Here is a 21,330-nt window from a genome sequence, read left to right as displayed (position 1 = left end):
GGCGGACACGGGGATGGCGCATGATGGCGGTTCCTTCCGGGGAACCGCCCCGCGCGTCGGTCCATGAGTCTGCGCATCACCGTGCTGGGTCGGGGTGCCTGGGGCGGCACGTTGCTGCGGCTCTGGGAGCGCCAGGGTCACCATCTGCGCAGCTGGTCGCGCCGGGATGGGTCAGACCCGGCGGCCGTGCTGCAGGACTGCGACCTGGTGGTGGTGGCCGTGTCGATGGTGGGGGTCGCCCCCCTGGGCCTGAGCCTGCGGGGGCGCTGGCCGGAGGGCCTGCCGCTGCTGAGCTGCAGCAAGGGCATCGATCTGGACAGCCTCTGCACGGCCAGTCAGCTCTGGCGGCGCCACCTGCCGGCGGTGCCGCTGGCGGTGCTGAGCGGCCCGAATCTGGCGGAGGAACTCGACCGGGGCCTGCCGGCGGCCAGTGTGCTCAGCAGCGACGACCCCGGGCTGGCCCGCCGGCTGCAGGAACAGCTGCGGACCCCACACCTGCGGCTGTACACGAATGCGGACCCCATCGGCACCGAGGCGGCCGGGGCCCTCAAGAACGTCATCGCCCTGGCGGCCGGCATCAGTGACGGCCTGGGCCTGGGGGCGAACGCCAAGGCCTCGCTGCTTTGCCGGGGCCTGGCGGAGATCGCCGTCGTTCTCCAGGCCCTCGGCGGCCAGTCGACCACCCTCTACGGCCTGGCCGGCCTGGGGGACCTGCTGGCCACGGCCAACAGCAGCCTCAGCCGCAACTACCGCTTCGGCAGCCTGCTGGCTGAGGGCTGTGACGAAGCCACCGCCCTCGGCCGGATCGGCGCCACCGTGGAGGGGCCCCGCACCGCCCGCGCCACCCTCGCCCTGGCCGAGAGGGAGGGCTGGCAACTGCCCATCTGCGGCCAGGTGGTGCGCCTGCTGGCGGGCGAGCTGGAGGCCCGCCAGGCCGTCCAGGAGCTCATGCAGCGCGACCTGCGAGCCGAAGCGGCGCCCTGAGCCGAGACGCCTGTCCCGGTGTGGCGGCACGGTGCAATGGGGCGACCGTCCTGCGCCGGGCGGCGAGGGAGCCGGATTCTCCGGCATGATCCTCTCAATCCTTTGTGAATCCTTGCCGTGAGCCGGCACGTCAAGGCCGCCATCACCGCCCTCCGGGCCATGGGCCGGCGCCTGCTCCACGGTTGCCGCCGCCATCCGATCCTGCTCACCGCTCCCCTGGCCGTCTTGGCGGTGGGGGCCGGTTTCGCCGCCCAGGAGCTGATCCCGGCGGGGGCCTCCCGCTCGGATCCCGATCTCCTCGAAGCCCTGATCGCCCAGCCCCGGGAGGTCTCCCAGCAGGCCGCGGACTCCAGCGAAGCCCCCGACAAGGATCTGCTGGCGGCGGCCTCCCTGCAGGCCCAGCGCACCAGCCTCAGCCATCCCGACCCGGCGCTGGTGGAACCGGAGGCCGGGGCGGAGGTCCCCCTCGAGATCCGGGTGGCCCTGCTAGGCGCCTCCCCCTCACCCCGACTGGGCGCCAGCGGCTACTGGCGACTGGTGGACCGGGACGGACGCCCCGTTCAGGAGGGCGGCCCCGCTGACGCGCCTGACCTGGCGACGGCCATGGCCGGACGGGCCGAGGTCTGGATGGAGACGGGGTCCGACCATGTCCTGCAGGTGGACGGGCGCCCCTACGAAGGCCGCCTGAGGGTGCTGCGCGGATCCCAGGGCCTCCAGGTCGTGAACCACGTCTCCCTGGAGCGCTACATCAGCTCGGTGGTGGGTGCCGAAATGCCCAGCAGCTGGAACATGGAGGCCCTCAAGGCCCAGGCCGTGGCGGCCCGGTCCTACGCCATGGCCCACATGGCCCGTCCGGCCAGTGCCCACTGGCACCTGGGCGACACCACCCGCTGGCAGGCCTACCGGGGCCTGGGCAGCGTCACCGCCCGCACCCGCCAGGCCACCGCCAGCACCTCCGGGGTGATCCTCAGCTACCAGGGGGGCATCGTTGAAAGCCTCTATGCAGCCACCACCCGCATCACCCAGGAGGCCCACGGTCACCTGGGGGCCAGCATGAGCCAGCACGGCGCCCAGGATCTGGCGGAGCAGGGCCTGCGGTACAACGAGATCCTCGGGCGCTACTACCGGGGCGCCTCCCTGGCCCGACTGCAGGCCGGTGCGAGCTGAGCGCCATTGGCAACGGGCCCGTGAGGTCTCGGAGCTGGCCCGCCGCCAGGGAGCCCTGGTGCCCCTCGACACGCGCATCCTGCCGGACCCCGGCATGGAGCCTTTCGTTCTCCGCGAGCTGCTGTCCTCCACGCCCCGCCATCTGCGCCAGGGAGGGCCCCGGCCCAATCCCTTCCTGCCCTGGGACAGGCCCCTGCAGGTGGACCTGCTCGAGCCTGCCCATGTGCTGCTGCTGAACAAGTACCCGGTGCAGGAGGCCCACCTGCTGGTGATCACCCGTAACTGGCGCCCCCAGGGCGGCTGGATCGAGACCTTCGACTGGCAGGCGGTGGCGCAGGTGGGCCGGGACACCGGCGGCCTGTGGTTCTTCAACAGCGGCGCCCGCTCCGGCGCCAGCCAGCCCCATCGCCATCTGCAGCTGCTGCCACGCCGGCCCGGTGAGCCCAGCTGCCCCCTGGCGCCGCTGTTCCTGGAGCAGCTGGAGACGGGGGAGCACGCCTGGAGCTGGGCCTACCGCATCAGCCGGCGCAGCGATCCGCTGGGTGGGTCCGATCTGGAGGGGCTGTACCACGCCCATGCCCGGGCCTTGGAGCTGGGGGAACCGGGCCGCGACGGCGAGCCCCTGCACCCCTACAACCTGCTGTTCGACGACGACTGGTTCCTCACCGTGCGCCGGGTGCGGGAGCACGGGGCCGGATTCAGCGTCAACGCCCTGGGCTTCGCGGGCTTCCTGCTGATCACCAAGGGCTCCGACAGGGGCTGGCTGGAGCGCCACGGTCCCTGGGCCCTGCTGAAGGACGTGGCGGCCCCCCGGGCCTGAGGCTTCGCATCCGGGGGCCGGGTCCTGGATCGGGAAACTTCCGTGGTTCCACGGTTGTGCGTTCCGGTCCTCCTGGCCCTCTCTGGAAAAAGAGCGCACCGCCAGCCGTCAATGGCGCCGCGGCACGCCCTGCTTCCACGACATCGACGACCCAGGCCCCACGACCATGGCCCCCTCCCCCACCAGCCGCCAGACGCTTCCCTCCAGCGCCGCCCGCCGCAACCGGCGCGTGGAGCAGTACCGGGCGGTGGTACGCCCCCTGGCGCTCCACTATTCCCGCTGCAGCCGTGAATCCTTCGAGGATCTGCTCCAGGTGGGCCTGATGGGCCTGATCCGGGCCGCCGAGCTCTACAGCGAGGATCGCCGGACACCGTTCGAGGCCTTCGCCCGGCCCCACATCCGCGGAGCGATCCTCCATTACCTGCGGGATGCCGCCCCGATCGTGCGGCTGCCGCGCCGACAGGCCGAGCTTCAGGAGCGCTTCAACCGCCTCAGCCGTCACCCCGTCCTGCTGGAGGATCCCGGCCGGGCGACCACGCAGCTGAGCCGGACCCTGGGGGTCACCACGACTGAATGGCGCCGGCTGGAGGTGCAGCGGCTGCTGGCCAGGCCCGCCAACCTCGACGATCCGGCACTGGTCGAGGCCGTGGCCGCCAGCACCGCCAGTGAGCCCTGCCGCCAGGAGGAGCCGGGTCCTTCGGTGGCCATGCTGCTGGCCCTGCTGGAGCCCCGCCAGCAACTGGTGGTGCGCCAGGTGGTTCTGGCCGGCTGGAGCTACCGGCGCCTCGGGCGCCAGATGGAGGTCAGCCCGATGACGGTGAAACGCCTGCTGCACAAAGGCCTGGAGCAGCTGCGACTGGAGCTGGATGCCCGCGGGCTCAGCCCTGCGGATCGGCCTGATCGCGGTGCATCTGCTGTTCCAGGGTGCTGATGGCGGCGTTCATCGCGGCCAGCTGCCGCTCGATGCCATCGCGCCAGAAGCTGAGCAGGCGCAGCTTGCGTTCCTGATACCGCCGCAGGGCGCTGGCTCCGGACTCCGACCCGGAGCAGTACCCGAAGGGAGGAATCATGACAAAATCTGCAGAGTGGGTCCGTTCTAGCGAGCCCGTCGTTCCATCCGGGGCTGCCCAGGTCCACGCACCCCCTAACGGTTGGGACGGTCGCATCCCGCCTTACCGTCCTCTGGCCACCCACACCACCAGCCTGTCGCAATTTGAGATCAGTCCCCTCCATTGGTCCCATCGGTGTCTGGCTGACGCTGGGTCTGGGCCTGGTGCTGGCACAGCCCGCCCACGCCTACGTGGCCCTGATGGCCGGTCAGAAAGCCCGGCCCCTGAACGGCACCTTCAACAGCGTGCCGGTGCTGCACTCCAACCAGCCGGAGGAGGTGGAGGGGCCGGGGATCCTGATCAACACGGCGCCCGGCTACGCCTATGCCGCCGAGACGGGCCAGGCCCTGCGCAATGCCGAGTACACCTTCAACGGGGAATTCGGCATGCACCTGCACCACAAGTACTTCCCACCCAACCGGCGCTCCATCGCCCCCGGCAGCCGCCGCGCGGAGCTCACCCTGGCGGCGGTCCTGATCAATCCGGGGGTGCGCCCTGTCCACATCCGCTTCTCCAAGGGGGCGGTGCGCAACAGCTTCGAGGCCCCTTACCTGGCCAACAACCTGATGGGGGTCAAGCCGCTCGGTCCCCGGCCCTGGAACACCGGCCCCGGGGACGCCACCGCGGTGCAGATGCTCCGCGGCCGGCTGGACAGCCGCCTGACCGACGAGATCACGATTCCGGCCCGCAGCCGCATCGTGCTCTTCCAGACCCAGCTGCCGGCCCTGGGGATCGCCAACGCCCTGCTGCGCGGCCGCAGTGACGGCCCCTTCCAGATCGCCGTGGTGGCCGCCAAGGCGGAGGACTCCTACAGCCAGGTGCTGGCGGTGCTGGATGAGGGCCGCCTGGCCCCGGGGAGGGTCTATCTGAGTCGCATCAACGACATCCACAACCGGCGGATATTCTCCCGGGTGGGCGGCGTGGCCCTTGGCGATGCGTACCAGGCCTCGATCACCCACGATCTCGACGCCAAAGGGCCGCTGCACGTGCCCTTCACCAGCACCGACCGGCACCATTTCGGCACCCGGGACGTGCAGGTCAACGCCCTGGCCACTCGCATGGTCGATTCCTCCCTCGACAACGTCGGCACCTACGGGGTGCGCTTCGACATCGACCTGAACCTCAAGGGCAACGGCCCCTACGAGCTGGTGATGAGCCACCCCACCCTGATCGGCGGCCAGCCCTTCACGGCCTTCCGGGGCTCCATCCAGATCCAGACCCCCGCCGGCCTGCGGGAGGTGCATGTGGGGCTGCGCTCGGGGCAGAGCCTGTCCCTGGGCCAGATCGATCTCACTCCAGGGGTCGTGAACCCCGTGCGGGTCAGCCTCGTCTACCCGGCCGATGCCACCCCGGGCCATCTGCTGAGCGTGGTGAGCGCCAGCCAGCTGGCCATGGTCCAGGAACGGGAACGGCAGCTGGAACTGGCCCGGGCCGGTGCCAGCGTCCGGCCGGCCCCGCCGCCCGTCGCCCCTCCGGCGCTCACCGTCCTGCCGCCGGCCGCCACCATCACCCCGACGCCGACGGGGGGCGGCACCGGTCCCCTGGTGCCGCCGTCCCAGATGCTCCGTCCGGCGCCGGCCCCGGGCTGGCTGACGCCGCCACCGCCGCTGCCCTCAACCAACCGGGGCGTCCTGGCCCCGTCCCCCATGATCACGCCGATGCGCAGCCGCTCCGGCACCGCCGCGGGCGGCGGATCGCTGGTCGATCGCTACAGGGAGGCCGTGGAGGCCCAGCAACAGTTCCTGCGGGATCAGCGGGGACCCTGACCAGCCGTCCGATGCCAGCGAACCCAGCACCGATGGAGGGCTGCCGTGGCTGAGAAGTCGAACGACGCCCGACAGCGGATCAGCCTCGACCTCACCAGGGAGCTGGTGGCCCACCTGGATCACCTGCGGCGGGAGTGGGGCATCCGCAGCCGGGGCGATGTGCTCGAGCGTCTGCTCGACGATCTGTTCGGCTCCGGTGAGGAGGGGGACGGTGAGGCTGACGGCGATGGCCTTGGTGTTGGCGATGCCGGTGGGGGCCTTGGTCAGGCGCCGGAGGGCCGGTCAACCCAGCGTCACGACGATGACGAGCGGGACCTGGAGGAGCAGGGGGCCCTGGTGCTGGTGGGCCGGGGGGCGATGGACACCCTGCAGGCGGAATTCGAGTGGGAAGCGCCGGCAGAGCATGCCCCGCGGCCCCAGCCCGCTGGCGGGGGCATCGATCTGCCCGGGTTCGTGCGTCGCCGCTCCGATGTCCTCAAGCGCAGCCTGCGGCCCACGGCACGGCAGAGCGCCGGGCCCCTGCCCCTGACCCCCCTGCCGCCCCTCGGCGGGGAGGTGGTGCAGCAGGCGATGGAGGAGGCCGGCAACCACTGGCGCACCCTCTATGGGTCGCCGGCCAACGAAGCGGTGCTGGAGGCGGCCATGCTGTGGCTGGCCCAGGACATCTGGCCCCAGTCGGACCAGAGTGATGGGCGGACGTTCACCTGGTCCGGCGCCTGCCAGGTGATGCAGCAGTTCGTTCCCGGCTGGAGCGATGGCCCGCCGACGTTCGAGCGGGTGATGGTCACCGCCGGTGTGCTGGAAGACCCCTTCAGTGGTTCGACCCTGAGCCTGCGGATCCCGACCCTGATCCGGCGCTTCGTGCACCGCTTCCGCCGCCGCCGCCGCGGCACGTCCTTCCAGACGCTGGAGCACACCATGACCCTGCACGGCGCCCTGCGGCTGCTGCAGTTGCCCACCGATCCCGGCCAGCGCCTGACCCTTGCCCAGATCCGCGAGGCCTACCGGGACATGGCCCAGAGCCACCATCCTGACGCCGGCGGGTCGGTTGAGGCGATGCGACGCCTCAACGAGGCCTATCAACTGCTCAAGGAGCTCTATCGGCAGGGCGCTGCGAGCGACCGCTGATCTCACCGCGCGCACCGATCAGGGGCGTCGTGAGTTGCCCAGGCATCTCGGATGAGACAAGGACCTGGTCTAACACTGTGTCCCAGGTAGGCAGCATGGGATTGAGGGCTCCCCATCCCCATGACGCTTGCATCTCAGGCGACCCAGATAAGACCAGCTGCGTGTCTCGGCACTGGACTCGCACGCTATCCGCAAGACCGTGATTTTTCGTCGATTTCATTTGTGGCGACCGACCTCCTTCACCTTGTGACCTCTGCCGACAGTCGACGACCGATGGATCGCAGGCGCAGTGGCTGTCCAGGGGTGCCTGCCCAGGCCGATGGCCATGTCCATGGTTTGGACACCGCCTGAAAAGCCTTGGAACTACTTGGTTGCGAATCCTGGCGTATCTGTCTTTGCCACAGATACGCAAACTGAACCGATGGCCCGAAGCGACCGATCCCGCGGAAACCGCTCGAAGACCCCCAGATGGAGAGCCATCTTCAAAGGCTGGTCCATCCACACGCACAGACCCTGCAGCATGCTCATCAGAAGTCTCAGCTGAGTGTTGTCATAGGACTGGTCATGGGTCCCATGTGCGACAACTGAGGAGCTTCCGCTGGATCCGCTTCCCACGCGCCATGGCGGCCCCATCTCCGACCAGGCCATCGCCTTGCGGACCAGGCATGCCGTCCAGCACCTGGACCACGAACCGCCAACCCATGAAGCAGCCAGCACCGCCGGCGCCCCAGATGTCGCATCTGGGCGGTACGGGTCTCAGTACGGGACAAGGAGCGAGTCCCGCATGAGAACCATGGTTCACCCTTGCCGCTGCCCAGGTGATCGTCCGTGCCACCGGCGGGCATCGCTCCCATCGCAGAAGGCCATACAAAAACCCCGTCACGAACGTGGCGGGGCGAATGGCTCGAAGGCTTACGGGAATTTGGTTGATCGTCTCATGTCGGACCCACTGTCAGACCAGTGATTGGACCAGAGTGAGACGATCGGGCCGCTCAGGTGGAGGTCTGGAGTCCCTGGATCAGGTAATCGAAGTAGGGGCCGGCCAGAGTGGCTTCATCAGCACCCAGCAGCACCAGGGCCGCCTCCTTGAGGGTGCGCATCGCCTCCACCATGCCGGGGAGGGGAACGCCCAGGCTGTTGTACATCTCGCGGGCACCCACCACGCCGATCTGCTGAATCAGCTCGGTGCTGCCGGCCAGGATTCCGTAGGTGACCAGCCGCAGGTACCAGCTGTAATCACGCAGGCACTGGGCCCGTTGCTTCTGGCCGAAAGCATTGCCTCCGGGGGCCACGTAGTCCGGCTTGCGCAGGAAGAGCTGTTTGGACGCTTCGGCGATGATCTTTTTCTCGTTGTCCGTCAGCACCCTGACGACACTCAGCCGGCGGGCTCCACCGCTGAGGAACTCCACCATCGTGCGCAGCTCGCCGCCGGTGGGGTAGCGGAGCTGATCATCGGCCTGGAGGATCAGATCGCGAACGACGCTCATAGCAGCGACCACAGTCCGGCGAATCCTATCGAGCCCGAAGCCTCCGCCAGGGCTCCTGGCGCAAGGTGTAACGCCCCTTTGCACGACCCCCGATAGGGTCGCTGCAGTGCTGCGGAATCCAGATGGCCTCGGTGGGCGACAGGCTCGAGCTGGAGATCATCGACCTGGGCCATGACGGGCAGGGGGTGGGGCGCCACGACGGGCTGGTGGTGTTCGTCAGCGGCGCCCTGCCCGGCGACACCGTGCAGGTGCGCCTGCAGGCGGTGGCGCGGCGCCATCTGGTGGGTCAGCTGCTGCGGGTGCTGACACCCTCTGGCGACCGCCGCCGGCCCCCCTGCATCCTCGCTGACAACTGCGGTGGCTGCAGCCTCCAGCCCCTGGCGGACGGGGCCCAGGCCGCCTGGAAGCAGCGCAGCCTCGAGCAGACCCTGCAGCGCATCGGCGGCCTGAGCGCCCCTGTGCGGCCGCTGCTGGTGGCCGATCCGACCCTCGGCTACCGCAACCGCGCCCTGATTCCGCTGGAGCGCCGGGCCGATGGCCGCCTGCGCGCCGGCTACTACCGCCGGGGCTCGCACCAGATCGTCAACATGGCCCGCTGCCCGGTGCTCGACCCGCGCATCGACGCCCTGATCGCCCCCCTCAAGGCCGACATCGAAGCCAGCGACTGGCCGATCGATCGCCACGGCAACGACCCCGAGGCCGTGGAGGGTCCCGGCCTGCGTCACCTGGGCCTGCGGGTGGGGGCGGCCACCGGGGAGCTGCTCATCACCCTGATCAGCAGCCATGACGACCTGCCCGGCCTTGAGGCCCTGGCCGACGCCTGGTGCGAACGCTGGCCCGAACTGGTGGGTGTCTGCCTCAACCTCCAGCCCCTGCCCACCAATCGCCTGATGGGCGACGAGACCCGGGTGATCCGCGGCCGGGAGTGGATCCATGAAGGCTTCGCCGGCCTGCGCTTCCGTATCGCCGCCGACACCTTCTTCCAGGTCAACACCCGCCAGGCCGAACGGCTGGTTCCCCATCTGATCGAAGCTCTCGGCCCGGCCCCCGCCGGCGGCTGCCTGCTCGATGCCTACTGCGGCATCGGCACCTACAGCCTGCCCCTGGCCGCCGCCGGCTGGCAGGTCAGCGGACTGGAGCTGCACCCCGGTGCCGTGACCATGGCCCGGCTGAATGCCTCCGCCAACGGCCTGGAGGATCGGGCGAGCTTCGAGCAGGCCGACGTGCCCCAGGTGCTGGAGGAGCGCCTCCAGGGCCAGCAGGCCCTGGTGCTGGATCCGCCCCGCAAGGGGCTGAACCCCTTCGCCACCGCCGCGATCCTGGCGGCGCGACCGGAGCGCATCGCCTACGTGAGCTGTGATCCGGCGGCCCTGGCCCGCGACCTGGCCCAGCTGTGCGGCTCAGGGGTCTACCGGCTGAACTGGGTGCAGCCGGTGGACTTCTTCCCCAACACCAGCCACGTGGAGGCCCTGGCGGCCCTGGAGAGGCTCTAGCGGCGCTGTTCGGCGCCGAAGCGGCGCTCCAGGGCCTCGCGCACCCGCCCATGGGCCACCTCCACCTCCTCGTCGGTGAGGGTGCGGGCGCTGTCGCGGTAGCGCAGGCGGAAGGCCTGGCTGCAGCGGCCGGCCTCCACCTGGGCGCCCTCGTAGCGGTCGATCAGCTCGGCCTGCTCCAGCAGCGGCTTGCCCGCCTTGCGGATCGCCGCCAGCAGGTCGGCGGCCGTGGTGTCGGCGGCAACGACAAGGGCCAGATCGCGTTCCGAGGCCGGCACGGTGGGGTAGGCGCGGAAGCTGGGCTGCCAGCGGTTGCGGCGGGTGCCGGCGCTGAGCAGGGGCTCCAGTTCGAGCTGAAACACATAGGTGGCGGCCGGCAGGTCGAGGGCGTCGGCCTCGGCCGGGTGGAGCTGGCCGAACCAGCCGGCGGGCTTGCCTTCCACCAGCAGCTGGGCGGCGCGGCCGGGGTGCAGCAGCGGGGCGTCGGTCAGGGGGCGGTCCTCCAGGGGCAGGCGCAGGGGCTCCAGACCGGCCTGCAGCACGCCGCGGGCCTGGAAGTAGTCCGGGGGGGCGGGCTTGCCGGAGCTGCGCCAGCGTTCGGCGCGCCGCTCGCCGGCGATCACCCCCACCAGCAGGGTGCGTTCCCCATGGCGCGCCTCACCGCTGGCCCCACCACCCGGGAACACCCGGCCGATCTCGAAGCCCCAGAAGCCCCCCAGGGAGGCCTGCAGGTTGCGGCGGGCGGCCTGGAGCAGCTCCTGGTGCAGGTTGTCGCGCAGGTGGCCGTAGTCGGCCAGGAGCGGATTGGCCAGGGGCACCCGGCCTGGTGCCGCCGCCACCAGCGACAGGGAGACGATCTCCTGCAGGCCGGCGGCGCAGAGCGAGCGGCGCAGGCGGCGTTCCAGCTGCTGGGCCGGCTCCAGGCCGCCGGGGATCAGGGGATCGGGCAGGTGGGCGGCGAAGTGGTCGTAGCCCACCAGCCGGGCCACCTCCTCGATCAGGTCGACTTCACGCCTGAGGTCCATGGCCCGCTCGGGCGGCACCCGCACCTGCCAGCCCTCCTCGTCCTCCTCCAGGACGCAGCCGAGGGCCTCGAGGGTGGCGGTGATGCGTGCGTCGTCCAGGTCCTGGGCCTCGCCTTCCACCAGCACCGGCCCCAGCAGGTTGTGGAGGGCGTCGCGGCGCAGGGCAAGGGGCGGCTGGGGAGACGGGGACCGCTGGTGCAGCCAGCGGCCCGCCACGCTGGCTCCGGCCAGCTCCTGCAGCAGGGCCACGGCCCGGTCGGCGGCGGCCAGGGTGATCTCCCGCGGCACCCCCTTCTCGAAGCGGCTGCTGGCCTCGGTGCGCAGCCCGACGCTGCGGGCGGAGCGGCGCACCGCCTGGGGGGCGAAGACGGCCGCCTCGAGCCAGATGGCGGTGGTGGCTTCGGTGACGGCCTCGGCGAGACCCCCCATCACCCCGGCCAGGGCAATGGGGTGGCCCGCGCAGGTGACCACCAGGGCCTCCTCGCTCAAGGTGCGCTCCTGGCCGTCGAGGGCCACGAAGGCTTCCCCGGGGCGGCCCTGCCGCAGGCCGATGCTGGCCGGCTCGGGGGTGCCGCCCGTGAGCACCCCCAGGCGATCCCGGTCGAAGGCATGCAGGGGCTGGCCCGTCTCCAGCATCACCAGGTTGGTGATGTCCACCACGTTGTTGATGGGGCGCACACCGGCCCGCTCCAGGCGCTGGCGCAGCCAGTCCGGGGAGGGACCGACTTTCAGGCCGTCGAGGGCGGTGAGGCTGAACAGCCCCCCCGCCTCGATGGCCTCGCGGTCGGCCGCCGCGGCGGCCAGGGTCTGGGCGGCCACCACGGGCGCCGCCGCGGGGAAGGTGGTGCTGCCGCCGCTGAGGGCCGCCACCTCGCGGGCGATGCCGCGCATCGACAGGCCATCGGGGCGGTTGGCGGTGATCGCCAGTTCCAGCACCTGATCATCCAGGCCCAGCAGGGGGCCCACGGGCGTCCCCAGGGGGGGCACGCTGGTCAGCAACTGGTCGAGTTCGGCGATGCCATCGCTGCCGTCGTCGAGGCCCAGCTCCCGCAGGGAGCAGATCATGCCGCTGCTGGCCACCCCCCGCAGTTCGGCCGGCTTGATCGTCAGCCCCACCGCCGGCAGGGTGCTGCCCACCAGGGCCACGGGCACGTGCAGGCCCTGGCGCACATTCGGGGCACCGCAGACGATCTGCAGGGGCTCGCCAGCCCCCACATCCACCTTGCAGACACTGAGCTTGTCGGCATTGGGATGGGGATCGCGCTGCACCACATGGCCCACCACCACCCCGGCCGCCCGGGCCGCCAGATCCTCGATGGCCTCCACCTCGAAACCGGCGATCGAGAGGCGCTCCGCCAGGTGCTCAGGCACGAGAGCGGCCGGTTCCACGCTGACCAGCTCCCGGAGCCATTGGAGCGAAACCAGCATCGGAGGGTTGCACAGCAGCCGCCCACATTAGGAAGCGATCAGGGCCCTCCCCATCGGGAGGTAAGGTGCAGGATCGTCTCTCTGCAACGCATCCGCGGCGCAACGTCCTTCCATGGCCAAGAACAAGGGCGTCCGGCTGGTGATCACCCTCGAGTGCACCGAATGCCGGTCCAACCCCGCCAAGCGGTCCCCTGGCGTGTCCCGTTACACGACCCAGAAGAACCGCCGCAACACCACCGAACGGATCGAACTCAAGAAGTTCTGCCCCCACTGCAACGCCTCCACCGTCCACAAGGAGATCAAGTGAGGCTGGATTCCCTGCGGAATCCCATCCCCTGATCGTCCCGCGGCCCCTGCAGCGGCAGTTATCTCCTTTCGTTCCCCCACTCCGTTCCCATGTCCAGTTCCTTCTTCAAGAAGCGCCTGTCGCCGATCAAGCCCGGTGATCCGATCGACTACAAGGACGTCGATCTGCTCAAGAAGTTCATCACCGAGCGCGGCAAGATCCTGCCCCGCCGCCTCACCGGCCTGACCGCCAAGCAGCAGCGCGACCTCACCAATGCCGTCAAGCGGGCCCGGATTGTGGCCCTGCTGCCCTTCGTGAATCCCGAAGGCTGAGTTGCCCTCCGCCTCGCGTCGCTTCACGGCGGGTGACCTGGTCGGCCTCCACGACGACAGCCGCAGTCTGCTGGCGGTCGTCGTGGCCGAGAAAGGTACGCGCCTCGATCTCAAGGTGGGTTTCGAGGCCAAGGCCGTCCAGCGGGGGGTCCGGCAGCTCGATCTGCTGGCCGCCCTCCCCGGCGATCAACCGCCCCCCACACGCCTGTCCCAGCCCCCCTGGGGTCTGAGTCCGGAGGCGTTGCAGCAGGCCGCCCCCAGCCCCCGGGAGCTGGGTGCCGCTTGGCTGTTGCTGCTGGACGACCCGTCGTCCCTCGAGCTGGGGGACTTCGTTGACCTGATCGGCGACGGCGGCAATCCCATCCAGCGGGCCGCCTGCTGGCTGTGGCTGCAGGGCCCCCAGACCCTGTTCCGCTGGCGCCAGCAGCAGGTGGAGCCCCGGCCGCTGGTGGATGTGCGCCGGCTGCGGCGGGACGCCCGCCGCGAGCAGCTGGCCGAGCAGCGCCGTCGCCAGTGGCAGGACGCCCTGCGCCAGCGCCGCCCGATCGATCCCCAGCAGCTCGATCCCGAACAGCGCCAGCACCTGGCCCTGCTGCGGGAGTGGGCCAGCGGCGAGACCAGCCGTCCCCTGCCCGACGACCTGCACCGCGCCCTGCAGGCGGCCCACTGCGCGATGGAGTCGGCGCCGATCCGGCACCTGCTGGTGGACCTGGGCCTATGGGAGCGGCACCATCTGCCCTCGCTGGAGAACACCACCTGGCAGGCGGGCTTCAGCGAGGAGCTCGAAGCTGAGGCCCGGCGGCTGGTGACGCTGGCCGCCACGGAGCTTCCCGGTGACGGGCGCCGCCGCGACCTCACCGGCCTGCACACCGTCACGATCGACGATGCGGACACCCGCGACATCGACGACGGCCTCTCCCTGGAGCAGGGGCCCGATGGCACACCGCGGCTGTGGATCCACATCGCCGACCCGGGCCGGCTGGTGGCAGCGGACAGCCCCCTCGACAGCGAAGCCCGGCGCCGGGCCAGCAGCCTCTACCTGGCCCGGGGGCCACTGCCGATGTTCCCCGAGGTGCTCAGCACCGGCCCGATGAGCCTGCGCATGGGTCAGCGCTGCCCGGCCCTGAGCCTGTGGGTGGAGCTGGCCGATGACGGCGCCGTGGCCGCCCATGGGCTGGAGTCCAGCTGGGTGCGGCCCGCCTACCGCCTGAGTTATGCCGATGCCGATGAGCTGATCGAGCTGGCCCCGCCCCAGGAGCGCTATCTCGAAGAGATTCATGCCTTGATGAAGCGGCGGCGGCGCTGGCGGCTGGCCCGGGGGGCCCTCGATCTGGACCAGCCCGAGGGCCGGATCCGCTGCAACGAGCTGGGGGCCCAGCTGGAGATCACTGAGCCGTCCCCGTCGCGCACCCTGGTGGCCGAGGCCATGATCCTGGCCGGAGCCGTGATCGCCCGACACGGCCAGGAGCAGGGTCTGGCCCTGCCCTATCGCAGCCAGCTGACGGCGGAGTTGCCGCCTGAGGCGGAACTGGCGAGCCTCCCGGCGGGTCCGGTGCGCCATGCCGCCATCAAGCGCTGCCTCAGCCGGGGCCATCTGGGCACCACTCCGGCCCCCCACTTTTCCCTGGGCCTGCCCTGCTACGTGCAGGCCACCTCACCGATCCGCCGTTACAACGACCTGCTGGTGCAACGCCAGCTGCTGGCCCATCAGCAGGGGCAGCCGGTGCTGGAGGAGGCGGAGCTGGGGGCGCTGCTGGCGGAGCTGGAGGGGGCCATCCGCCAGGGACTGCAGATCGCCCGGGAGGACCAACGCCACTGGCAGCAGGTGTGGTTCGAGGCCCAGGAGCAGCACCAGTGGCCGGGGCTGTTTCTGCGCTGGCTGCGGCCCCAGGACCGGCTCGGCCTGGTGCACCTGCCCGATCTGGCCATGGATCTGGCCGCCGAGTGCCATGGCGACCCCGGTCCCGGCGACGCCCTGCTGGTGCGGCTGCAGCAGGTGGATTCCCTGCGGGACCTGCTGCGCTTCACGGCCGCGGGCTGACCCCGGCGGCCTCAGGGGCTGAGGTTGTACTTGCCCATCGCCTGCTGCTTGCAGATGGTTTCGGCCTGGGCAATGGAGGCTCGGGCGTTGACCTGCTGGGCGACGCAGGTGCACGTGTCCTTCGCCAGGCCGGCCGGCACCGGCTTGCCCGCCTTGGTGAAATCGGCATTCACCGCCAGGGTGCAGTAATGGATGATCAGCTGGTCGCGCATGTTGTTGAGGCCCTGGGCCCGGGCCGGCAGGGCGGCCAGCAGCAGCGCCGAACCCGCCACCGAGAGCAGCACGGGCAGGGGCCGGAGGGCGGATCCTGGGTTGGTGGAAACCATGGGGCAACGGCGCTGATCAGCCCATCCTGACCGAACTCAGGCCGGCTGGCCCAGGCGCTGCAGGCGGCGTCGCCGCCAGAGCAGGAGCACCACCACCCCCACGCAGGCCAGGCCCACCGCCGCCGGGAACAGGGCCGTGGTCAGCGTCAGCCGCTCTAGGGAGAGCAGCACCAGCAGGTTGCGCAGCACGAACAGGCTGAAAAAGCCGATCCGTTCCTGCTCCGGGTGGCTCCAGGCGCGCCGCAGGGTGGGGCCGAAGCCCAGCAGATCCACCAAAGTGAGCACCACCACGGCCCCGAGCGGGTCGGCGGTGAGGAACCAGAAGGGCAGGGCCGAGGCGGCGCCGGCCAGAAACAGCCAATCGCTTGTTGTGATCGCCCGATCGGCGCCATGGGTGAAGGCCAGCCAGGCGATGGAGAAGGTGATCAGGGCCGACACGCCGGTGGGCCAGGCCCCGACCCCGCCGCCGGCGGCCCAGGTGGCCAGGAACACCAGCAGCGTGGTGACCCCCCAGATCAGCCAGGAGAACACATGGGGGCGGGTGCGGCCGGCCCGTATTGAGACGATGTAAGGGAGGAAGGCCGCGAAGGTGAGGGCGATGGCGGCGCCACTGAACAGCAGCTTCACGTCACGAGCCTTGACACCCGCAGCCAGGGGCCCCAGGGGTTGGCACAGCCGATCAGGGCCACAGGGGTGGGGCGATCGAGGCTAAGGAGCCAGTGGTGCAGGGCCGGCTCCAGGGTGATCACCGGCCAGGCCCCCGCCTCGCCGTGGAGCACGTAGCCGCCCTGGCCGTCGGGCACCAGCTCCCCGCGCCAGAGGCGCTCTCCCGGCTCCGGCGGCGGCGCCCAGCCCGACAGTGCCGCCAGCTCCGCCGCCTCCAGTTGGCCGTGGCGATCCAGACGCTCCGGGGCCTCCAGCACCTCCCGCTGCCGCTCGCGCCAGCGGGAGTGGTGCCAGGGGGTATCCCACAGCGGCACCACACCGGCCGGAGCCAGCGGATCGCCGATCAGGGCCTCCTGCAGACGCCGCACCGGCAGGGCGGCCGGCTCCACTCCATCGAGCACACACAGGGCCGCCGCCAGCCCGGCGGCCTGGCCGATGTTGAGCACCAGGGGCTGGAGCCGGGTGGCTCCGTTGGCCATGTGGCTGACGCCGAAACCCTTGTCGGCCGCCAGCAAGTTGGTCACCCCCTCACTCACCAGGGCGCCGTAGGGGATGGTGAACGGGGTGCCGCTCCAGCGGCCGCCCCAGCGGCAGCTCTTGGGGGCCAGGGGCCAGTCGCCGCCGGGGTAGTGGTGGTCGTTGGCGTAGTTGCCCACGGCGATGCAGGTCAAGGCCCCATCGGCGGCGCGGCTGAGGGGGGCGATGCAGGCACCCTCCCCCTGGGGCAGCAGGTGTTGCTCCAGCACCAGCTCCCGGGCCACCAGCCGGCGGCCCTCCCGCCAGTAGGGCATCAGGGCCAGGGATCCGGCGCCGCTGAGCCGCCCGGCCCTGGCCTCCTCGGGTGTAGGAAACACCGCTGCGGGGCCCAGCCAGCCGCCGCTGGCCTGGCACAGGGCTGCGGCGAAGGCCTCGCTGTGGTCGCGCATCGCTGCGAGCAGCTCCCCTTCGACCGCAGCGACGTCGGCGGCGGCACCTCCGGCGAAGCATTCCGGAAAAGCCCGCTCCAGACCTTGGTGCCAGTCGTTGCCATGCAGGGGCCAGTTCAGCATCACCAGGCCCCCGGGCAGGCGGCCGTAGGTGAGGGTGCGCTCCAGGCCGAAGGACTCGGTGGCCGCCGCGAAGGGCTCCGGCAGGGGAGGGGGGCTGCGGCGCCAGGCCTCCCTATCGGGGGCCACCGGTCCCCCCCTCTCGTCCAGCTGGCCCAGGCACACCCAGGTGGGCGACTGCACCGGCTGCCGCTGGAAGAAGGGGTCGTTCCCGAGGCGCTCGGCCGTGGGGGCGCTGGGTTCCTGCCAGAGCTCCCTGGCCTCCCAGCCGAAGCGGAAGGGGGCGCCGGCCAGGGGATAGAGCTCGCCCCGGTCGCTGCCATCGATCACCACCGTGGGCCGCAGGCGCCGCTGGATGCCCCTGTGCTGCACCGTCACGGCGCCGATGCGGTCGCCGTCGCGCTCCACCGCCTCCAGCCGCACGCCGGACCACCACTCCAGCCGTTCCTCGGCCGCCACCCAGCGGCGCAGGATCCGCTCGGCACTGGCGGGGCGGTAGCCGAAGCAGCTCACCCAGTTCTGATCCAGACCCTCCGGCTCGATCCATTGCAGGGCCCGCAGCAGGGCCCCCCACAGGCCGCTCTGCCAGGGGCTCAGCTCGTTGCCGTCGGGGGCGCACACCCCGGCCGCGCTCACCATGCCGCCCAGCCACGGCCCGGGCGTGAGCAGCAGGGTGTCGGCGCCGGAGCGGGCGGCCTGCAGCGCCGCGGCGACACCACCGCTGCCGCCGCCCCACACGAGCACGTCCGCCCTGCGATCGAATCCCGTGCGCATCGGGGAGAAGGGGCCGGGGTCAGGGGGCCAGCATCCCATCCCAAGGCCATGGGTAGGATCCGGGCCCCGGGCCTGGGCCCTAGGGCGTCACGGGGGCCGTCACGGGACACCCACCTGCCGCCGGCGGATCCGGCCGACGTCGCCTGCCGATGACCTATACCCTCACCACCCCCCTCTATTACGTCAACGACCGCGCCCACCTGGGCAGCACCTACACCACCCTCGCCTGCGACAGCATTGCCCGCTTCCGACGGCTGCAGGGTGAGCGGGTCACCTTCATCACCGGCTGCGACGAGCACGGCCTGAAGATCCAGCGCTCGGCCGAAGCGGCCGGCCTCACCCCCCAGGCCCACTGCGATGCCATCAGCGGCGAGTACCGCGACCTGTGGCGCCGCTGGGGCATCAGCAACGACCGCTTCATCCGCACCACCGACCCGCGCCACCGGGCGATCGTGGAGCAGTTCTTCGCCCGGGTCGAGGCCAGCGGCGATGTGGTGGAAGGTCGCCAGCAGGGCTGGTATTGCGTCGCCTGCGAGGAGTTCAAGGAGGAATCGCCGGCGGCCACCGAGCCCCACTGCCCCATCCACCTGCGTCCCCTGGAGTGGCGCGACGAGCTCAACCTCTTCTTCCGCCTCTCCCGCTACCAGGAGCCGATCGAGCAGCTGGTGGCCAGTGACGGCTTCATCGCGCCGCGCTCCCGGCGCCGGGAGGTGGAGAACTTCGTCGCCGGTGGCCTGCGGGACTTCTCCATCTCCCGGCTCGATCTGCCCTGGGGCATTCCCGTGCCCGGCTATGACGGCCATACCTTCTATGTGTGGTTCGACGCCCTGCTGGGCTACCTCTCAGCCCTGCTGGAGCCGGACGATCCCGCCGACCTGAGCCTGCTGGCGAAGCGGGGCTGGCCCGCCCAGCTGCACGTGATCGGCAAGGACATCCTGCGTTTTCACGCCGTCTACTGGCCGGCGATGCTTCTGTCGGCGGGGCTGCCCCTGCCGGAGAAGGTCTTCGGCCACGGCTTCCTCACCCGGGAGGGCCAGAAGATGGGCAAGTCGCTCGGCAACGTGCTCGATCCCGACGTCCTGCTGGAGCGCTGCGGCACCGATGCGGTGCGCTGGTACCTGCTGCGGGACATCCCCTTCGGCGATGACGGCGATTTCCAGCAGCAGCGCTTCAGCGATCTGGTCAACAACGACCTGGCCAACACGATCGGCAACCTGCTCAACCGCACCTCCTCGATGGCGCGCCGCTGGTTCGACGGCGGCGTGCCGCCGGCCGGCGCCGCCGCCACCCCAGACCATCCCCTGGCCCTGCGCTGCCTGGCCTGTGCCCAGACCGTCGACGGGGCCCTCGAGGGGCTGGATTTCCGCACGGCAGCCGCCGCGATCTTGGAGCTGGCCGAGGCGGCCAACGGCTTCCTCAACGATCGCGCCCCCTGGAAGGCGATCAAGGCCGAGGAGGGCCGCGACGGTGTGGCCGAAGACCTCTATGCCGTGCTGGAGACGAGCCGCTGGGTGGCCGTGCTGCTGGCCCCGCTGCTGCCGGATCTCTCCGGGCGCATGCTCGAGCAGCTGGCCCAGCCGCCACTGGTGGCCGACAGCGGCTGGACGGCGGCCCGACACTGGGGGAAGCTGGCCAGTGGTCTGGCCCTGCCCGAACCGACGCCGGTGATGCACCGACTGGAACTGGATTCCCCCCTTTGACGCTTTCCCTCCCCGCGCGACCCTGGCGCCTGTCTGCTCTGCTGGTGCTGCTGCTCGCCGGCTGCGGCCGCGGCGACGTCGCCCGCGAGACGGCGCCCACCCCCTTCGTGTTCCGTTCCCTGGATCTGCGCCAGCAGGACGTGTTCGGACGCCCCAACTGGGAACTCACCAGCCCCGAGGCCCGCTACGACCTGCGTCGCCGGGTGGCCCGGGCCCTCCAGCCCCGCGGCGTGATCTACAGCGACGGGAAGCCGGCCTACCGGGTGGAGGCCTCCACCGGCACCGTGATCAACGACGGGGCCGTGATCCTGCTGGAGGGGCGGATCCGGCTGCAGCGCCTCGGGAAGGAGCCGGTGATGATCCAGGGCTCCCGGGTGCGCTGGCTTCCCTCCCGCAACCTGATGGAGATCGACCGCCATCCGGAAGGGTTCGACCCCCATACCCGGCTCTCCGCCGAGCGGGCCACCTTCCGCCTCGATAAGGACACCCTGGAGCTGCAGGGCAAGCCCCAGCTGCAGCGCTGGGCCCAGGCGTTCGATCCCTTCAGGGCCAACCCCGTCGGCGACCCCCAGATCCTGGTGACCGTGACCTCGGTGCTCTGGCAACCGGGCAGCGGTGCCCTCACCGCCCGCGGCCCCGTGCTGGGGGAACGGCGGCCGCCGGGCTCGGCCTCCACCCGCCCGCTCCAGACCCTCACCGCCACCTCTCTGGTCGGCAACACCCAGACCCAGCTGTTCAATCTCGGACCGCCGGTGCTGTTCAGCGACCCGGCGGTGGCCGGCGGCGCCAGCGCCCGGGGCAAGGCCCTGCAGGTGGATGCTGGTCAGCATCTGGTGCGGATCCCCTCGGGCTGCTTCCTCCAGCAGGACGGTGCCAGCCTCGAAGCTCAGAGCTGCTCCTGGAACTGGCAGACCCAGGCGGTCACCGCCGATGGCTCGGTGCTGCTGCAGCGGCCCGCCAGCCGCCAGCTCACCCGCGGCAGCGTGCTGCGGGGCCAGCTGGGCAACAAGGGGACCGTGGTGGTGACCAACCCGGGAGGCCGGGTGTTCAGCCAGTTCCAGGTGCCGCCGTCGACGACACCTCCGCGGCCGGTGGCGCCGCGCCCGAAACCCGAGCCAATTCGCCTGTGAGCCTGCGGGCCCAGCCCTCGACCCACACCAGATCGCTGCGGCTGAAGCAGCGGGGCGACCAGCCGCCCAGCACCAGCACCCCCTCGCTGCCGAGGGGCTGGACCACCACCGCCGGCAGGCCCGTGGGCAGGCTGCTGAACTCGTCCCTACCGGGGTAGAGCTTCAGGTCCACCAGGGATATCGCCTTGCCGCTGGCCATGCTGCGGGCGCAGATCGCCCCGGGGAGGAAGTCGCCTCTGCCCAGCACGCCCCGCTCCAGCAGGGTGTGGCCGCGCCAGTGCAGCAGCACCACCGCCGCCGGCGTCGCCGTCAGCAGCATGGTGCTGCCCCAGCCCAGCTCCTCGGCCAGGGAAGCCTCGAGATCCGGCGCCAAGCGCAGCCCTTCGGGGCCCTCCAGCGCCACCCGCTCCGGAGCCACGGGCTCCACCCTCTGCCAGAGCAGGGCCACCAGCAGCAACAGCACCGCCAGGATGCTGGCCAGCACCGAGGCCCGCTCCAGGGGCGGCTCCAGGCTCGGGGCCGTCATCTGATTGAGCACGGCCAGGGCCAGGCCCGTGGCGCCGCAGGCCAGGACGACGCGGGTGGGGGCGGACATCGTCATCGTGGCGTCCGGCTCCGAAGC

Annotated in this window: 19 protein-coding genes; 12 read left to right on the top strand and 7 right to left on the bottom strand. The window is 71.2% G+C overall.

Annotated elements, in window-relative coordinates; translation table 11 throughout:
• Positions 1-63: 63 nt before the first annotated feature.
• The 4 genes from CJZ86_RS03585 to CJZ86_RS03570 all read left to right on the top strand — a co-directional run bounded on the left by CJZ86_RS03585 (position 64) and on the right by CJZ86_RS03570 (position 3,902).
• Positions 64-984 (top strand): NAD(P)H-dependent glycerol-3-phosphate dehydrogenase, encoded by a 921-nt coding sequence (locus CJZ86_RS03585; RefSeq protein ID WP_094584566.1) that lies wholly within the window; start codon positions 64-66, stop codon positions 982-984.
• A 117-nt stretch (positions 985-1,101) separates the two neighbouring features.
• The gene (locus tag CJZ86_RS03580) at positions 1,102-2,151 is read left to right on the top strand and encodes a SpoIID/LytB domain-containing protein (RefSeq protein ID WP_233133819.1); all 1,050 of its coding nucleotides are present in this window, start codon (positions 1,102-1,104) and stop codon (positions 2,149-2,151) included.
• Positions 2,141-2,971, top strand: a complete 831-nt coding sequence (locus CJZ86_RS03575; protein WP_094584565.1) for an ATP adenylyltransferase family protein — start codon at positions 2,141-2,143, stop codon at positions 2,969-2,971. The genes CJZ86_RS03580 and CJZ86_RS03575 overlap by 11 nt, the downstream gene beginning before the upstream one ends.
• 166 nt (positions 2,972-3,137) lie before the next feature.
• On the top strand, positions 3,138-3,902 hold the full coding sequence (locus CJZ86_RS03570) for a sigma-70 family RNA polymerase sigma factor (RefSeq protein ID WP_094584564.1): 765 nt from the start codon (positions 3,138-3,140) through the stop codon (positions 3,900-3,902).
• Here the strand turns inward: CJZ86_RS03570 and CJZ86_RS03565 are convergent.
• Complete coding sequence (locus tag CJZ86_RS03565) at positions 3,850-4,041, bottom strand: sigma factor SigF (protein WP_094584563.1); 192 nt, start codon at positions 4,039-4,041, stop codon at positions 3,850-3,852. The two genes, CJZ86_RS03570 and CJZ86_RS03565, sit on opposite strands and share 53 nt — an antisense overlap.
• A gap of 143 nt (positions 4,042-4,184) precedes the next feature.
• Here CJZ86_RS03565 and CJZ86_RS03560 point away from each other — a divergent pair, with 143 nt between their 5' ends.
• A complete protein-coding gene (locus CJZ86_RS03560; RefSeq protein WP_094584562.1) occupies positions 4,185-5,846 on the top strand; it encodes a DUF3370 family protein in 1,662 nt (553 codons plus the stop codon).
• A gap of 45 nt (positions 5,847-5,891) precedes the next feature.
• Positions 5,892-6,974, top strand: a complete 1,083-nt coding sequence (locus tag CJZ86_RS03555) for a J domain-containing protein (RefSeq protein WP_094584561.1) — start codon at positions 5,892-5,894, stop codon at positions 6,972-6,974.
• Between the two features lie 992 nt (positions 6,975-7,966).
• Here CJZ86_RS03555 and CJZ86_RS03550 read toward each other — a convergent pair.
• Complete coding sequence (locus CJZ86_RS03550; protein ID WP_094584560.1) at positions 7,967-8,461, bottom strand: allophycocyanin subunit alpha-B; 495 nt, start codon at positions 8,459-8,461, stop codon at positions 7,967-7,969.
• A 122-nt stretch (positions 8,462-8,583) separates the two neighbouring features.
• On the opposite strand from CJZ86_RS03550, the gene rlmD reads away from it, so the two are divergent.
• Complete coding sequence (gene rlmD, locus CJZ86_RS03545; RefSeq protein WP_094584559.1) at positions 8,584-9,954, top strand: 23S rRNA (uracil(1939)-C(5))-methyltransferase RlmD; 1,371 nt, start codon at positions 8,584-8,586, stop codon at positions 9,952-9,954.
• Here rlmD and pheT read toward each other — a convergent pair.
• The gene (gene pheT / locus CJZ86_RS03540; RefSeq protein WP_094584558.1) at positions 9,951-12,407 is read right to left on the bottom strand and encodes a phenylalanine--tRNA ligase subunit beta; all 2,457 of its coding nucleotides are present in this window, start codon (positions 12,405-12,407) and stop codon (positions 9,951-9,953) included. The two genes, rlmD and pheT, sit on opposite strands and share 4 nt — an antisense overlap.
• 112 nt (positions 12,408-12,519) lie before the next feature.
• Between pheT and rpmG the strand changes: the two genes are divergently transcribed.
• From rpmG to CJZ86_RS03525, 3 genes are all read left to right on the top strand, one after another.
• Complete coding sequence (rpmG, locus tag CJZ86_RS03535; RefSeq protein ID WP_015108195.1) at positions 12,520-12,714, top strand: 50S ribosomal protein L33; 195 nt, start codon at positions 12,520-12,522, stop codon at positions 12,712-12,714.
• Between the two features lie 89 nt (positions 12,715-12,803).
• The gene (gene rpsR / locus CJZ86_RS03530; protein WP_006041316.1) at positions 12,804-13,025 is read left to right on the top strand and encodes a 30S ribosomal protein S18; all 222 of its coding nucleotides are present in this window, start codon (positions 12,804-12,806) and stop codon (positions 13,023-13,025) included.
• A 1-nt stretch (position 13,026) separates the two neighbouring features.
• Positions 13,027-15,066 carry an RNB domain-containing ribonuclease gene (locus tag CJZ86_RS03525; protein ID WP_094584557.1) on the top strand — a complete coding sequence of 680 codons (2,040 nt, stop codon included), beginning with the start codon at positions 13,027-13,029 and terminating at the stop codon, positions 15,064-15,066.
• Between the two features lie 11 nt (positions 15,067-15,077).
• On the opposite strand, the gene CJZ86_RS03520 is transcribed toward CJZ86_RS03525, so the two are convergent.
• Genes CJZ86_RS03520 through CJZ86_RS03510 form a run of 3 tightly spaced genes read right to left on the bottom strand, consistent with a single transcriptional unit; the run spans position 15,078 to position 17,878 of the window.
• On the bottom strand, positions 15,078-15,392 hold the full coding sequence (locus CJZ86_RS03520; protein WP_233133818.1) for a hypothetical protein: 315 nt from the start codon (positions 15,390-15,392) through the stop codon (positions 15,078-15,080).
• Positions 15,393-15,428: 36 nt separating this feature from the next.
• Positions 15,429-16,019 carry a hypothetical protein gene (locus tag CJZ86_RS03515; RefSeq protein WP_094584556.1) on the bottom strand — a complete coding sequence of 197 codons (591 nt, stop codon included), beginning with the start codon at positions 16,017-16,019 and terminating at the stop codon, positions 15,429-15,431.
• A complete protein-coding gene (locus CJZ86_RS03510) occupies positions 16,016-17,878 on the bottom strand; it encodes an FAD-dependent oxidoreductase (RefSeq protein WP_094584555.1) in 1,863 nt (620 codons plus the stop codon). The genes CJZ86_RS03515 and CJZ86_RS03510 overlap by 4 nt, the downstream gene beginning before the upstream one ends.
• A 149-nt stretch (positions 17,879-18,027) precedes the next feature.
• Here CJZ86_RS03510 and metG point away from each other — a divergent pair, with 149 nt between their 5' ends.
• Together metG and lptC are read left to right on the top strand one after the other, a co-directional pair.
• Positions 18,028-19,578, top strand: coding sequence for a methionine--tRNA ligase (metG, locus tag CJZ86_RS03505; RefSeq protein ID WP_094584554.1), 1,551 nt, complete (start codon positions 18,028-18,030; stop codon positions 19,576-19,578).
• Positions 19,575-20,708 (top strand): LPS export ABC transporter periplasmic protein LptC, encoded by a 1,134-nt coding sequence (gene lptC, locus CJZ86_RS03500; RefSeq protein WP_158219496.1) that lies wholly within the window; start codon positions 19,575-19,577, stop codon positions 20,706-20,708. Before metG ends, lptC begins: the two co-directional genes overlap by 4 nt.
• Here the strand turns inward: lptC and CJZ86_RS03495 are convergent.
• Positions 20,626-21,303: a cofactor assembly of complex C subunit B gene (locus CJZ86_RS03495; protein WP_158219495.1), complete on the bottom strand. Its 678-nt coding sequence runs from the start codon at positions 21,301-21,303 to the stop codon at positions 20,626-20,628. The genes lptC and CJZ86_RS03495 overlap by 83 nt on opposite strands.
• Positions 21,304-21,330: the final 27 nt, after the last annotated feature.

The organism is Synechococcus sp. BO 8801 (assembly GCF_002252675.1).
Taxonomy (GTDB): Bacteria; Cyanobacteriota; Cyanobacteriia; order PCC-6307; family Cyanobiaceae; genus Cyanobium.
This window is presented reverse-complemented; position numbering and strand designations above follow the sequence as displayed.

Bases quoted from the DNA above. Each gene is read 5' to 3' on its own strand.
- rlmD (WP_094584559.1), top strand. From the start codon at position 8,584: ATGGCCTCGGTGGGCGACAGGCTCGAGCTGGAGATCATCGACCTGGGC.
- rpmG (WP_015108195.1), top strand. From the start codon at position 12,520: ATGGCCAAGAACAAGGGCGTCCGGCTGGTGATCACCCTCGAGTGCACC.
- rpsR (WP_006041316.1), top strand. From the start codon at position 12,804: ATGTCCAGTTCCTTCTTCAAGAAGCGCCTGTCGCCGATCAAGCCCGGT.
- CJZ86_RS03585 (WP_094584566.1), top strand. From the start codon at position 64: ATGAGTCTGCGCATCACCGTGCTGGGTCGGGGTGCCTGGGGCGGCACG.
- metG (WP_094584554.1), top strand. From the start codon at position 18,028: ATGACCTATACCCTCACCACCCCCCTCTATTACGTCAACGACCGCGCC.
- CJZ86_RS03510 (WP_094584555.1), bottom strand. From the start codon at position 17,878: ATGCGCACGGGATTCGATCGCAGGGCGGACGTGCTCGTGTGGGGCGGC.
- CJZ86_RS03550 (WP_094584560.1), bottom strand. From the start codon at position 8,461: ATGAGCGTCGTTCGCGATCTGATCCTCCAGGCCGATGATCAGCTCCGC.
- CJZ86_RS03520 (WP_233133818.1), bottom strand. From the start codon at position 15,392: ATGGTTTCCACCAACCCAGGATCCGCCCTCCGGCCCCTGCCCGTGCTG.
- CJZ86_RS03495 (WP_158219495.1), bottom strand. From the start codon at position 21,303: ATGTCCGCCCCCACCCGCGTCGTCCTGGCCTGCGGCGCCACGGGCCTG.
- CJZ86_RS03565 (WP_094584563.1), bottom strand. From the start codon at position 4,041: ATGATTCCTCCCTTCGGGTACTGCTCCGGGTCGGAGTCCGGAGCCAGC.
- CJZ86_RS03570 (WP_094584564.1), top strand. From the start codon at position 3,138: ATGGCCCCCTCCCCCACCAGCCGCCAGACGCTTCCCTCCAGCGCCGCC.
- pheT (WP_094584558.1), bottom strand. From the start codon at position 12,407: ATGCTGGTTTCGCTCCAATGGCTCCGGGAGCTGGTCAGCGTGGAACCG.